This window comes from Roseobacter sinensis (assembly GCF_025755255.1).
Classification (GTDB): Bacteria; Pseudomonadota; Alphaproteobacteria; order Rhodobacterales; family Rhodobacteraceae; genus Roseobacter; species Roseobacter sinensis.
Genome location: NZ_JALIEB010000014.1, coordinates 94,661 through 108,224, shown reverse-complemented (window position 1 = coordinate 108,224; position 13,564 = coordinate 94,661). Strand labels below are relative to the sequence as shown.

Genomic DNA, 13,564 nt, shown 5'->3' with positions numbered 1-13,564 from the left:
GCGCGACGTTCGCTTCACCGCAAATCCGCCGCATCATCAATCAAGCCAGATGCGCCAGACACTCTCTTAAATCAGGCAACCATCTGTCCCAAAAACCCTGACGACGGACACGTCCAGGACAGCAATTGCCACTCGCGTGACGGGCCACTGTTCTGCTTGCCCAGGTCCTGAGGCGGCTAATGTGGTTTCAGTATGATCACAAAGTAGGGTTTCTCTCGATAGAAGGTTGCGCTGACCCTCACTTCGAAGTGCACGAGGACCTGGTTCTGCACACCCATACTTCGGCTGACCACAAACGTTTTGTCCCGTAGCATTTTTTCGGCACTTTCAGGTAAGTCAATCGCCATGTCACAGTAGTCGGAGATTTGCACCCGATGCGCGCTCGGATCGCCGAAAATGCGACGCGCGTGTGAGTTCGAGTACACCATCATCCCGTCAGGTCTGACGACAAGAGCGGGATCGGGTAATGCGTCCATGCCCGCTCTCAGCTCATTGTCGGGGACGTTCACGGCGGCGAGTCTGCACACACGACCAACCTCATCGACCAAGGGAATGATCAGCCTTCGCCACGTTGTCGCGAAGACGTCGGAGGGCGGTTCGTGAACGCTCAAGACAGTCTCTTTGCGGATCACCACCGCAGTGTAAAGCGCTATGAAGAAGTCCGAGATGTGGCCGCCAAGCTCCGATGTTCGGTGGCCTGTCATATCGCGACCGAACATGATTGCGATTTCCGACCCATACTTCAGGTATCGGAAGTCCGAGCAGTCAGTCGACGGCTCCAACACCATCATCCACGGCTCGAAATCCTGAGTGTTCAGATGCTCGAACTCGCGCACCGTCAGGCATTTCGATTGCGCGCCATTTCCCGTCGTACATGCAGCAAATCTCTTGATGACTGCCTGTGAGAAGTCGTACGGAGAGGGGCTCCAAATGATGGTGGGCGAGCCTGTACCATGAGCTTTGAACAGATCGCTCACAGCATCAAATCTCATGTCCACCAGGGTTCTGGTGACCGCTGACGCCAAGCGGATCTTGTCGGGGATAGGCGGGCCACCCTCAAAAGTCGTCAATTTCGCCCTCCGCTCTTGCTGCTCCAGACGCCACAGAAAGCGGTACATCCAATCTTTGGTGAATTAGATGGTGACACCACTCAACGTGCAATACTTGATTTCGCTGACTTAAGGCGGATATCGGGGCGGTTTGCACGTAACCTACCTTTCGGCGTCGCCGTCTTTGGATGAAAGACAAAGCCCAGCATAGAATTTTTTGTTTCCAACGATTACCAGAGACCTGTCGGACGTGGGACTCTGACGGCGGCTGCTTTCGTCGAGAAGCATAAACCTGCCGTCAACCAGAACTGCAGGTTTCACCAAGGCCATCGAGAGACATCCTGGCCGTGCTGTCGAGCCAGATGTTCAGTTGACCCAGTGTGAAACTCAGTCCCGGTGAGGCGATGAACTGCGTCGTCCAAACCTGGCTTCCCCCAACCAACCGTCAAGCAACACGTTTCATCTTTTTGTCACAGAACAACTAGTCAAAACTGCAATTTGAGGGAACTCTCACAATCAGTATTTCTTGCCCAAGGCCACAACATTGCAGCTGAGCGTCCGTACCTATCTTTTTGCGGCTTTCACAATCACCGCAATGGCGCCTCTCTTGGTCTTCTGGCTTTGGCCCTATTCAGGCATTCTGGCGAGCAAATACGATGAAGTGAGGGAGCGGCATCTGCTGATCGCAGAAAACCTCGGGGCCGCCATGGAGACCTATCATCGCGACCTCATCGCCTCAATGGAGAGCTTTTCCCGGCCGATTGCGGCCGGGAACGGAGAAGACGCAAAACCGATTTTCAAAAACCTCTATTTCCGACATGTCTGCGTGGCGGATGTGGTCAAGGGCAAAGTCCAACGCTCCTATCTGTCTGACATCCATGAATGCCCCGACATCATCCCGGCCGCCCGCTTCGCGATGTTTCTCGACTTGGCCGCCGACGGGGGTGTTGGTCTGTCCCACGTCTTTGCGCCACAAGACGAGGCTCCTCGGATCTTCGTCGTAAAGCAGGTCGGTGACCAGTTGGTCGTGGGTGCCGTTCACACCGATTTCTTCAGGAACCTTCAGCGCCGCATCAGCTTTGGCCGCCTTGGCCATGCTGCGATCGTGGATCACACCGGTCGTGTTCTCGCTCATCCAAAAGCGGACTGGACGCAGAGCGCCCATGACTTGTCGGAGCTTCCTCCCGTGCAGCGTATGATGGCAGGCGAAACCGGCGTTGAGACCTTCTTTTCACCCGCAATGAACGTCTCGATGATCTCGGGATTTAGCTCTCTACCGGGTTCTGGTTGGGGGGTCATGGTTCCGCAACCCATCAGCGAGTTGGAAGAGGTTGCAGATGCCTTCAATCGAGACGCGCTGATCATCATGTCGCTGGGTCTTGCGTTGTCTTTTATCCTCGCCGCGGCTGCATCATTCCTTCTGTCCAGCCGGATCCAGTTCATTGAAGCTCATGTGTCCGACCTCGGCGCGGGGCATGATGTTCAGAACCGGATGCTCCCGCGATCTCCGATTGCGTTGCGGGAATTGAAGTCCCTGCAGGCCGGTGTCAATGCGATGGCGCGATCCACAGCGCTGGCCCGCGAAGAGATACAGGATCGCAATCGCGACCTGGAGCGCTCGAACGCAGATTTGCGGCGCGAGATAGAAGAGCGCAAAACAGCCCAGACCCAAAGAAGCGAAAGTGAGGCCCGGTTCAAGAGCTTGTTTGAAAACGCACCGATCCCGATCCGAGAGGAGGATGTGTCAGGGATAAAGAAAGCGATTGATGCTCTGGATATCGCGGATCACGAGGAGTTCTCCAGATATCTTGATGACAATCCAGATTTCCTCGAAAGATGCCGGGATTTGATCGTTGTTGTGGATGCAAACCGTGCCTCGCAAGCGATGCACAAGTATCCAAGCAAAGAGCTGTTAAAGTCCAGCGTGGTACGGACCCTCAGTCCGGACTCCATGCGCGTCTTCCGGCAAACGCTCGAGGCGATACATGCTGGAAAAACCAGCATGAGCTATGAGTTATCGATCTATCCCAAGGAAGGCGATGCCTGCCGTATCGCGGGCAACTGGACGGTTCTGCCGGGGTATGAAGAGACCTATGCGCGCCTCTTGCTGACGTCCGTTGACATAACCGAGCGTCTGAAGTCCGAAGAACGTCTTCACAAGGCTCAGAAGATGGAAGCCGTCGGCCAACTGACCGGCGGTATTGCCCATGATTTCAACAATCTGCTCACGGTCATTGGCGGCAACATAGAACTGATTGTCGAGGATCCGCACAATGCCTCGGACTACGTGCAGCCGGTCCTTCGTGCAGTCAAGCAAGGCGGAGACCTGACACAAAGACTCCTGGCATTTTCCCGGCAGCAGCCTCTGACCCCGCGCGTCATCGATCTCGTTCATCTTGTATCGGAGATGATCGAGCTGTTTCGGCGAACGCTTGGCGATAACGTCGAGATCAGCTTCAAACATGCACCGGACCTCTGGCCCGCAAGGGCTGATCCGAACCAGGTTCAGAACGCGCTGCTTAACCTTGCGATCAATGCGCGCGACGCGATGCCGGATGGCGGAGCGCTGCAGATCACTTGTGAGAATGCGCACCGCGAAGACCAAGATGACGAAGAATTGGAGGAGGGTGACTACGTCAAGATTTCCGTGGCTGACACCGGAACGGGCATGGCACCGGAGGTTCTGTCCCACGTCTTTGAACCCTTCTACACCACCAAGGAAGTTGGCATGGGCAGTGGATTGGGGCTGTCCATGGTCTACGGGTTCGCGAAACAGTCCAGGGGGCATGCCGAGATCATCAGCCAGCCAGGCGTCGGTACAACCGTGTCCGTCTTGCTGCCGCGCGCAGATGTTCCGCCTGAGATGACCATGCTGGAGGAGGCGTCAAAATGGCGACAAAGAGGTCGAGGGCAAAAGATTCTCGTGCTCGAAGATCAGCCCGATGTCCGAGCCTATCTCATTCGAGTTCTGAAACTGATGGGCTACGAACCGCTTCCCGCCAGCGATGCCAAATCCGCCCATGCGGTGCTCACTGATCACCAAGACATCGTCGTCGCCCTGTGCGATATCATGTTGCCCGGTGGTGTCAGCGGGATTGACTTTGCCCGCAGTGCGATCCGGATGCGCCCCGATCTGGAGCTGATCTTCATGTCGGGCTACCCGCCCCGGATGAGCGACGAAGCCGATGTCGGGGAGGCCGAAAGTGTCGTTTTGAACAAGCCCATCGACACAGTTCAACTAAGCGAAGTCCTTTACCGGAAAGCGAAACGTTGATGTCGGGTCGCTAAAGGCAGTCCTTATCAAGACAAGGATTGGGTTAGCTGATCCTTTCTGAGTTTGTCGAATTTGGGTGCCATGAGCCTATCGGAGTCCAAAACGCCAGCAATCCCAGAACGGTAGCAGGCTCCGCTGACTGAGAACTTGGTCAACCCGACGATTGGTCGGCACGTTCGCGTAGCCGGTTCCGGGTGTGTCCGGAGAAACCGGTGTGAAACTGACGGTCTTGGATCTTACGCCCCGACGTAGCGTGGTGCCCGGCGTGCGATCCACGCGTCCAGGCCTTCGCGCGCGTCTTGTGTTGCGGCCATGCGGGCGAATTGCTCACGTTCGATCCGCAAGCCTTCATCGATGGTTGTGTTGAGCCCCCGCGTGACCGCTGTGATGATCCGGGCAGCTGCGAGCGGAGAGTGCCGCAGGATACGTTCCGCCAACTCAAAGGCAGCCGGCAGCACGTCGTCAGGCGCGACGACCTTGTTCACAAGTCCCATCTCGTAGGCCCGATCCGGGGAAAACGGGTCTCCCGTCAGAAGGAGTTCCAAAGCCCGCTTTCGACCGGCCAGGCGCGGCAACCGCTGTGTGCCCCCGAATGTGGGCGGGATGCCGATGTTGATCTCCGGTTTTGCGAATGTGGCCGTCTTGCTTGCGATGGCCATGTGAACGGCTTCGGTGATCTCGCACCCGCCACCGAAGGCGAGACCGTTGACCGCGGCAATGATCGGCTTTGGAAAGCTCTCCAGCCGCGCGGTCATGCGTTGGCCTCGCCTGCAGAACGCTCTGACGGCGAGATCGATGTCTGATTTTATGCTTTCGGTGAATTCGTGAATATCGCCACCGGCGGAAAACGCACGATCCCCGGCACCGGTCAGAACGACGGCGCCGATCGCAGGATCAGCTTCAACTGCATCCAGCAGCTCAAGCAAGCGATCATTGGTGGCGTAGTTCAGCGCATTCAGCTTCTCGGGCCTGTTCAAGGTGAGAAGGGCGATGGCGCCATGCTTTTCGAAAACTACCAGGTCCGGCATTGTGATCTCCGTATCGTTTTGGAGACGGTAGATCGGGTCGGGTTTGACGTATACTCTCTGTCCAGTATACATCAGGCATGACAGCTGAAACTCGTTCTGCAAAAGCTGCAATTCTGGATGCCGCCAGTCGCTTGTTTTACAGTGAGGGTATCCGTGCGGTCAGCGTCGATGCGATTGCCGAAAAGGCGGGCATCACGAAGAAAACGATCTATTACCACTTCAAGAGCAAGGATGATGTGGTCGCGGCCTATCTGACGTCCCGGGACCAGCCGAATCTGGCGCTCTACAAAAAGTGGTTCGACGCGGCAGAGGGTGATCTTGCCGATAAGGTGGAAGCCGTCTTTTCAAATCTCGCACAATCCGCGCGCCACCCGAAATGGAACGGCTGCGGCTTTCTACGCACCGCGGCCGAGCTTGCAAACATGCCCGGTCATCCTGCCATGAAAGTGGGTGCCGAACACAAAAAGAAGTTCGAGGCCTGGCTTGGTGACGAGTTCGAAGAGCGCGAATTGCAAGCGTCCCGTGAGCTTGCTCGGCATATTGTGCTGCTCATGGATGGGGCCTTTTCGACCGTCCTTGTGCACCGCGATCCTGACTACATCACCTCCGCGGGCAGGGCAGCGCATGCGATGGTCGCAACCGCGACCTGATCAGCGCCGGGCTGTCTCTATCTTTTGGCCAGAAACGCAGTCCGAATGGCGGCTTTCATGGCGTTTTGCGGGCCCGCATTCTGAGTTTCAACGCCTGCCATCACCAGTTTGGAAGAAGGTGTGTTCCTCAGGCCAAGCGTCTCCCCGACGACGGAGAGGCCAGCATGCAGAGATGAGCGGCCGAGCAAGCCGACCGCAATTCCGGCCTCAACAGCCGCTATGACACCAGAGACGCTCTGGCTGGAATAGACCACGCGGAAGGGCTTTTGCTGCGCCCTCAGGGACGCCAAAGCGGCCTCGCGCCACCAGCAGGCGTGATCAAACAAGGCCACGGGCAGGCTTTCATCGCTGGCAAAAGAATGCCGCGCAGACGACACCCAGCAGGTCGGGTCCTCAAAAAGCAGCTCCTCGTGGTGAGACGGGCTTTCAACCTCGTAGATCGCAAGGTCCAGCAACCCCTTCTTCAGTGCGTCGGGAAAGTCGGCGCTCAACGCGCAGGTGACATCAAGTTCGACCTTGGGATGCTGACGTGCGAAATGGGCGATGATCCCTGAAAGTGTCGTGCGACCGTGATCGTCGGGAATGCCCACGCGCAGCTTGCCGGTGATGGCGTCCTGCGAAATGTCTCTCAGCAACCCGTCCAGACGTGCAGTGACATCCTGTGCAACCGGCAACATCTGACGACCGGTCTCGCTCAGTCGCACGCCGCGACCGTGGCGTTCAAAGACCGGTCGGCCAAGGATGTCTTCCAAGCGCTTGATCTGGAGGCTTGTCGCGGATTGCGACCGATAGATGCGCGATGCTCCGTCGGTCACACTGCCTGCCTCGGCCACCGCCAGGAAGGTGCGCAGCAAATCACTGTCAAGGCTTTCCATGCGTTCTGCCAATACCAGAGTTTAATACTATTCGTTTAACTTATGGATTATAAACGGCTACTTCTCAAGAGAGAAGGAGCATCCGATGACCGACCACACAATCAGCCCGCGTGCGTCAACGAAGAGATTGCGCGCCTGGGGCATCGGCGTCGCAGCCCTGCTGGGCATTGGCCTTGCGGTCCCGGAACATGCCACCGAAGCCGCCAAGTTTGTCGTCTGGGGGTTGATCGCTGTCGCGCCGATCGTGGTGCCGGGCATCGTTGTCGCGGCGTGGATCATCGCCAGCGGTGCGGATTCGCAAGTCGCTCGCGTCTTTGAGGGGAAAACAGTGCGCACGGTTGTGGCCGCGTCCTTGATCGGGGCCATCACGCCGGTCTGCGGAGTAACTGTGTTGCCTCTCATGGCAGGGCTTCTTGCGGCCGGTGTCCCGCTTGCCCCGATCATGGCGTTCTGGCTGTCCTCACCAGTCACGGATCCGGCCATGCTCGCGACGACTGCGGCCACCCTTGGGCTGAGCTTTGCGCTCGGCAAGACGGTCGCGGCGTTTGGGCTGGGGCTGCTTGGCGGTGCAGTCACGGGCTTGCTTTCCGGAAGACCATGGGCCCGACACGCGCTCCGCGACAACGGTCTGGCACGTCAGCTGAGCACGGCTCGATGTGGCGGGGCTCAAACCTTCGATCCCTGGGTCTGGCGCAGCGAGGACCGCCGGCGCGCCTTTGCCGCACAGTTCCGCGCAGCGGCGCGCCTCATTCTGATCTGTCTCATCCCGGCATTCGCAGCTGAATATGCCTTGAACGCGGCCCTGACCCCCGGCGCGCTCGCGGCCTATTTTGGCGAGGATCAATGGTGGGCTATTCCAGCTGCCGTTTTTGTCGGCGCGCCCGCCTATATTGACGGGTACGCCGCCCTTCCGCTCACCCGCGGCCTGATAGACAACGGCATGTCAGAGGGCGCGGCGATGGCCTTTCTGGTGTCAGGCGGAGTGGTCAGCATCTGGGGCGCCATGGCGATCGCGCCGGTCCTCAAGCTGAAGCCTTTTCTGTTGTACTTGCTTCTGGCCCTCGTGGGGTCACTTGCGGCGGGATACGCCTTTGGGTGGCTTCACCTGGGCTAGGCGCGAGAGGCGACAGCGACCACTTTGACGGCTTACGTCAAAGCCCATCTCCGCGATGCGCGCCCTGGCACTCCAAGATTTCGCGCTGGCAGCTTTCCGACGTCAGCGCCAACGGGACAGTTAAGGTTGATTTGATAAGGAAGCGTTTCTGGCGCACCGCGACTACCCGGGAGTGTTCCATGAGAAGAGGCAGCATTGCGAGCGGTCCTTGCTGCAACATTTGTAAAACTTTCATCGTTTCGTCACCGTGTCTTTTTGGCCGTTGTGCAGGCTGTCCGTGGAGGTCCGCCACTGTCGTAGACATCGTCGGACCAGGTTGTTTCTTCGGAGAGAAATGCATGCGACAGTCCCTCAAAAACTGCACTACAGTTATCGCCACAGCCTGTGCACTCACGGCTCCGAGCTGGTCGTCTGGCGCACCGGTCGAAAACGTTATCCTGTTCATCTCCGATGGCGCCTCCTGGGGGACTGTCGACATGGCCAGCTACTGGGAGTTCGGCGAGAGGGGTCGCCAGCCCTACGACGATTTCGCGGTAAAGCTGGGAATGACGACAGAGCCCTTGTCGAACCCGCAAGCGACCTATGACCCCAGCGCGGCGTGGGATCCAACGCCGACGGGCGATGATGACTATTTCGAGGGTTACAAGGCGATCAAGCAAGGCGCGACGGATAGCGCGGCGGCTGGCACGGCCTTGGCGACCGGTGTCAAGACATCCAATGGCCGGATCTCCACCGATGCCGAGGGCAACCCGCTGCCCTTCATCACGCAGGAGATGAAGGCGTCGGGTCGGTCGACTGGTGTGGTCTCCAGCGTTGGGTTCAGCCATGCGACACCAGCCGTCTTCGGTGCGCAGAACGTCAACCGCGGCGATACTCACGCGATCGCGCATCAGATGATCAACGAAGGCACGCTCGATCTGATCATGGGCGGGGGCAACCCGAACTTCGACGACAACGCGCAGCGGCGCGCCACGCCCGAGTACGATTGGCTGTCAGAGGAAGACTGGACGGCTTTGAATGGGCCCGATGCGCCCATGACGCTGATCGAAACCACATCGGATTTCGAAGCGCTCGCTGACGGCTCCCTTGAGATCCAGGGGCGCCTGATCGGCCTTCCCGAAGCGGGCGCAACGCTGCAGGCAAACCGCGATCCCTTGACGACACCGCCTGATCCGGATGCGCCCGGTTCACCGAACCTCGGCTTCCCGATCGGACACGAATTGTTGCCGAATGTGCCCACGCTGGCAACGATGACGGCAGGGGCGCTGAACCATCTTGGCAAGGATGAAGACGGCTTGTTCCTCATGGTTGAAGGTGGCGCTGTGGACTGGATGGCACATGCGAACGCAACCGGTCGGGTCATCGAGGAACAGATCGATTTCAACCACGCCGTGGGTGCCGCCGTTGATTGGGTGTCGGCCAATTCCTCTTGGGACGAAACGCTGATGATTGTGCTGACGGATCACGGGAACGGTGCGCCGATGGGCCCGAATTCCGACAGCATCGCCTTTCAGCCAATCGAGAACAACGGCAAGGGCGTCTTGCCCGGCGTTCTTTGGCATTCCGGCAACCACACGACCGAGAACACCCTTCTTTGGGCGAATGGTGCCGGGTCCGAAGACCTTCTGTCCATGGTGGTAGGAGAAGATCCGTTTCTGCAATCGATCCTTGGGTTCAACGACGGTCGCTACATCGACATCACTGGCGTGAACCCGGCCATCCGGACCGCGGCGGGGCTGGTCGCCCCCACGCCGGTGCCGCTTCCCGCGACGGGATGGATGTTGCTCGTCGGCCTTGGATTGATGGTTGGCCTTCGGCGCCGCGGTTTGGCGGATTGATTGGGCGACTCTTTGGGTTTTCAATACCCTCCAAGGAGGTTTGAGACTGCCTTCTGCGCGATAGGATCTCAGACTGCCGGGGATGGTCTGTTTGCACGGCGGTCGCCACTGGCTTCGATGAGGTCCGCAAGCAAGGGTCCAATCGAGCATTGGCCCTCGGAATTAGACAGCTTGGTCGTCCGGTGAGCGAAATGCAGCGCTCCTCCGAAACGCTTTGCCCAAACGGGGGGGATAGTCCTTATCTTGAGTGGTGGGCTCCTGTCCTCGCCGGCGACGACCACGGTACTTCTGCGCACCCAATTTGCCGGCAAGCTGGCCACCCGAGATGCGAACGCGGCTGCGCCTTTTGCATGATGTTACAGCATCCGGCGTGCCTCTGCCGAGGCGCATTATCCGGCAACCGGACCTCTAGGAGATTTGAAGAGATAGTCGGGACAACTTGTCGTCGGGCTTTCCCATGGCGAGGTGAACCCGCGACAGCTCATAAATACATGAAGTCGGCAAGGCGGGGTGCGCCCAACGACCAAAGAGCGCAGCGAGGCGGTCAACAGTGCACCCCCCAACCTGGACGTGAAACCCAGCGCATCGGAGATCGCGCCGCGATGCTTGTCGGCCATCTCAGCGACGTCCCGCCCAAAGTGAGCCTTGCTGGACGTGCAGGCCTCCGGACTGGCGAACAGATAATTGAGAGTGAGTAATCGCTCATCGCAGGTGGTTGCGGCCCCAAGCTTGAGCTCGAAGCCTCTCGCGACCTCAGGGTCAACGACCTCGCTCGCAGGGTGTGCCATGACGGCAGGCTGGCTTTCCGGAAACCCAATCTCGCCACGACATGTCGGTCGCGTGTTTGATCATATGGGTCCCGACTGGCCAACTGGACTTTGCCGTGTTGGGCTTCAAATGACGATTGACCCAGAGGCAGGTCACCTCGACAAGGTCAATTCAACGACCGCTTGCCGCCCTGAAGTTCAGGCGGCAAGTATGCAGAGCACGAGCAGCTGAGACTTCAATCATCGACGGCATCGAAAGAAGGAGCCTGCGCGGACTACGAGGCAGCAAACAAGGCAAATCCATTTGCGGGCATGTCCAAGCAATCGCCTCGTTCCACGACACCCTCAGACGCGATGATCCTCGACAGGCCGGGTGGCATCGTCAGCTCCCAGCGGCTTTTTCCAAGATTGAAGGCACAGAAGACTGTCTCCCCGCGCCAAAACGCCAGCAGGTCGGGTGACGTGTCTTCAAACCGGGTCGCTCCCGACTTCAGGGCGTCAGTTTTCTGGCGCAGCGCGATCATGTCGCGGTAGAAGCTCAGGACACTGCCAGAGACGTTGTCCTGAAGATCGACTGCACGGGCGGCCTGTTCGGACTTGACCGGCAACCATGTGGTCTCGGCGTTGGAGAACCCGGCATGCGTTACGCCGTTCTCCCAAGGCATCGGCGTGCGGCAGCCGTCGCGGCCCTTGTTGTCCGGCCAGAATGTTAGGCCTTCGGGATCCACCAATTCGTCATAGGACAGTTCCGCATTCAAGAGGCCGAGCTCCTCGCCCTGATACAGGCAGATCGCGCCGGGCAAGCACAGCAGAAGCGCACAGCAAAGCTTCGCGAACCCATCCTGGTCCACGCCATGTGCAGCCCATCGGCCAATGTGGCGCGGCACGTCATGGTTCGAGAATGACCAGCAGGGCGACCCGGTCTGCACACCCGAGACGGCATTCCGCACGACGTCCGCTCCGAAGTCGGCGGTCATCAAGTCATTGTTGTAGGCCAGATGCAGCCGGCCCGGTGCCGTATATTCGCTCAGTTGCTCGGCGCTGTGATGGTCGCCGCCGAGTTCGGCGAGCAGGGCGTGGTCTCCGCGCGCATCGACATGTGCACGCATTCGCTCGGTGAAGGCCACCGTTTCGGGACGGTTCTTCGAATAGATGGGATACTGCATTTCGAAGGGTTTATAGTCTGGTCCGTCTTTCGCCCGAATGTCGGGCGGGTTGTCGCGCAGGTCGGCATCGTGGAACAGGTGGTTCATTGCATCCAGCCGGAACCCATCGACGCCCCGATCGAGCCAGAAGTCGAGCGTTTCCAGCGCCCAGGCCTGCACCTCGGGATTGTGGAAGTTCAGATCGGGCTGCTGCGGCAGGAACTGGTGGTAGTAGTATTGTCTGCGGCGCACATCCCAACTCCAGGCCGGGCCGCCGAAAATCGCCTGCCAGTTGTTGGGTGGTGACCCTTCAGGCTTTGCATCGGCCCAAACGTACCAGTCGGACTTGGGATTGTCGCGCGTCAGACGGCTTTCCTGGAAGAACGGATGTCGGTCGGACGAGTGCGACAGCACCTGATCGATGATGACCTTCAGGCCAAGTTGGTGGGCGCGGGCAACCAGGGCATCGAACTCTGACAGCGTGCCGAAGGTCGGATCGATATCGCGATAGTCCGACACGTCATACCCCATGTCCGCCATCGGAGAGGTGAAGACCGGCGACAGCCAGATCGCGTCCGCTCCCAGATCGGCGACATGCGGCAGCCGGCGGATGATTCCCTTCAAGTCTCCAATGCCGTCGCCGTTGTCGTCCTGAAAAGAGCGCGGATAAATCTGATAGATAACAGCGCCTTGCCACCAACTACTTGTCATGACCGTTGCTCCCGCCTATTGTCTTCCGAAACGTTTCGGTTTCAAGTCTCGTGACAGACAGTAGGTATTATTTCAAGTCCCCCGATGGCCACACTCAAAGACCTCAGCAAGCATCTTGACCTCTCGGTCACGCAAGTCAGTCGCGCTTTGAACGATCATGCGGATGTGAGCGAAGACACCAAGAAGCGCGTAACGAAAGCTGCGCGTGAGCTTGGCTACACAGCCAATATCTCAGCGCGCAAGCTGAAGTCGGGCCGCTCCGGAATCGTGGCGATGGTGGTGGCCGCGGAAGAAGAAAGGGAGATGCCGGACGTCCTTCTCGCGGGGGTCATCGGGCTTTCAGCAGAGCTTTCAAAACGTGGCATGCAGTTCGTTCTGCACGTGACGACCGACGGCGACGATCCTGTCGCAACGCACCGCAAACTGTGCGGCAGCGGCCTGATCGACGGCTTTCTCATCGTGAATCCGGCCCCGAACGACGCTCGCATCGGACTTCTGCGATCGCTTGGTGTTCCCTTTGCGGTTCACGGACGAGATGCAGATCAACCGGACTATCCCTACTTCGACGTCGACAATCATGCGCTTGGCTTCAAGCTCACTGAGCACCTGCTGTCCCTCGGGCACCGGCGCATCGCGCTGATCGACGGCCCAGCCCATGCGGTTTTCGCCATCAGACGCGCGGCGGGTTTTCAGGCGGCCTATGCGGTGGCCGGTGTCGAGCCCGCCCAAGGTCGCGTCCTCAACGTGGAAATGACAGCGCAGAAAGGTGAGGAGGCTGTTGCCACCCTCTTCGAAGTGGGCGGAGATCGGCCGACCGCACTGATCGCGGGCAATACGATGATCGCAACCGGGATCTACACCGCGCTTGCGAAACGGGGGCTCTCCATTCCGGATGATGTGTCAGTGGTCGCGCACGACGACGGGCTTCCGCGCGTCCCGATTCAGGATTTCCGTCCGTCATTGACGGCAACGACATCGCCGCTGGCAGATGCGTGGGGTCCCATTGCGGATGCGCTCGCCACGCGGCTAACGCCGCCCGATCGCGAGTGTAGGCAAGTCATCGTCACGCCCGAGTTGTCGGTCCGAGCGTCCTCGGCCACGTGCTGACTCTCG

Annotated in this window: 10 protein-coding genes; 5 read left to right on the top strand and 5 right to left on the bottom strand. The window is 59.0% G+C overall.

Features of this window, described 5'->3' with window-relative positions; translation table 11 throughout:
• Positions 1-176: 176 nt before the first annotated feature.
• Positions 177-1,118: a PAS domain-containing protein gene (locus MUB52_RS18385; RefSeq protein ID WP_263845614.1), complete on the bottom strand. Its 942-nt coding sequence runs from the start codon at positions 1,116-1,118 to the stop codon at positions 177-179.
• Positions 1,119-1,785: 667 nt separating this feature from the next.
• Positions 1,786-2,184, bottom strand: coding sequence for a hypothetical protein (locus MUB52_RS18380; protein ID WP_263845613.1), 399 nt, complete (start codon positions 2,182-2,184; stop codon positions 1,786-1,788).
• A gap of 60 nt (positions 2,185-2,244) precedes the next feature.
• Between MUB52_RS18380 and MUB52_RS18375 the strand changes: the two genes are divergently transcribed.
• Positions 2,245-4,323: an ATP-binding protein gene (locus MUB52_RS18375; RefSeq protein ID WP_263845618.1), complete on the top strand. Its 2,079-nt coding sequence runs from the start codon at positions 2,245-2,247 to the stop codon at positions 4,321-4,323.
• Between the two features lie 236 nt (positions 4,324-4,559).
• Here MUB52_RS18375 and MUB52_RS18370 read toward each other — a convergent pair whose 3' ends face one another.
• Entirely contained in the window at positions 4,560-5,351 is a 792-nt protein-coding gene (locus tag MUB52_RS18370; protein WP_263845612.1) for a crotonase/enoyl-CoA hydratase family protein, read from the bottom strand.
• 131 nt (positions 5,352-5,482) lie between these two features.
• Between MUB52_RS18370 and MUB52_RS18365 the strand changes: the two genes are divergently transcribed.
• A complete protein-coding gene (locus MUB52_RS18365; protein WP_263845611.1) occupies positions 5,483-6,001 on the top strand; it encodes a TetR/AcrR family transcriptional regulator in 519 nt (172 codons plus the stop codon).
• A 17-nt stretch (positions 6,002-6,018) separates the two neighbouring features.
• Here the strand turns inward: MUB52_RS18365 and MUB52_RS18360 are convergent, their stop codons facing one another.
• Entirely contained in the window at positions 6,019-6,876 is an 858-nt protein-coding gene (locus MUB52_RS18360; RefSeq protein ID WP_263845610.1) for a LysR substrate-binding domain-containing protein, read from the bottom strand.
• Between the two features lie 85 nt (positions 6,877-6,961).
• Here MUB52_RS18360 and MUB52_RS18355 point away from each other — a divergent pair, with 85 nt between their 5' ends.
• Complete coding sequence (locus MUB52_RS18355) at positions 6,962-7,990, top strand: permease (RefSeq protein WP_263845609.1); 1,029 nt, start codon at positions 6,962-6,964, stop codon at positions 7,988-7,990.
• 179 nt (positions 7,991-8,169) lie between these two features.
• Positions 8,170-9,828, top strand: coding sequence for an alkaline phosphatase (locus tag MUB52_RS18350; protein WP_318527442.1), 1,659 nt, complete (start codon positions 8,170-8,172; stop codon positions 9,826-9,828).
• Positions 9,829-10,870: 1,042 nt separating this feature from the next.
• Here MUB52_RS18350 and MUB52_RS18345 read toward each other — a convergent pair.
• On the bottom strand, positions 10,871-12,451 hold the full coding sequence (locus MUB52_RS18345) for an alpha-amylase family glycosyl hydrolase (RefSeq protein ID WP_263845607.1): 1,581 nt from the start codon (positions 12,449-12,451) through the stop codon (positions 10,871-10,873).
• An 84-nt stretch (positions 12,452-12,535) separates the two neighbouring features.
• On the opposite strand from MUB52_RS18345, the gene MUB52_RS18340 reads away from it, so the two are divergent.
• Positions 12,536-13,558 (top strand): LacI family DNA-binding transcriptional regulator, encoded by a 1,023-nt coding sequence (locus tag MUB52_RS18340; protein WP_263845606.1) that lies wholly within the window; start codon positions 12,536-12,538, stop codon positions 13,556-13,558.
• Positions 13,559-13,564 lie beyond the last annotated feature (6 nt).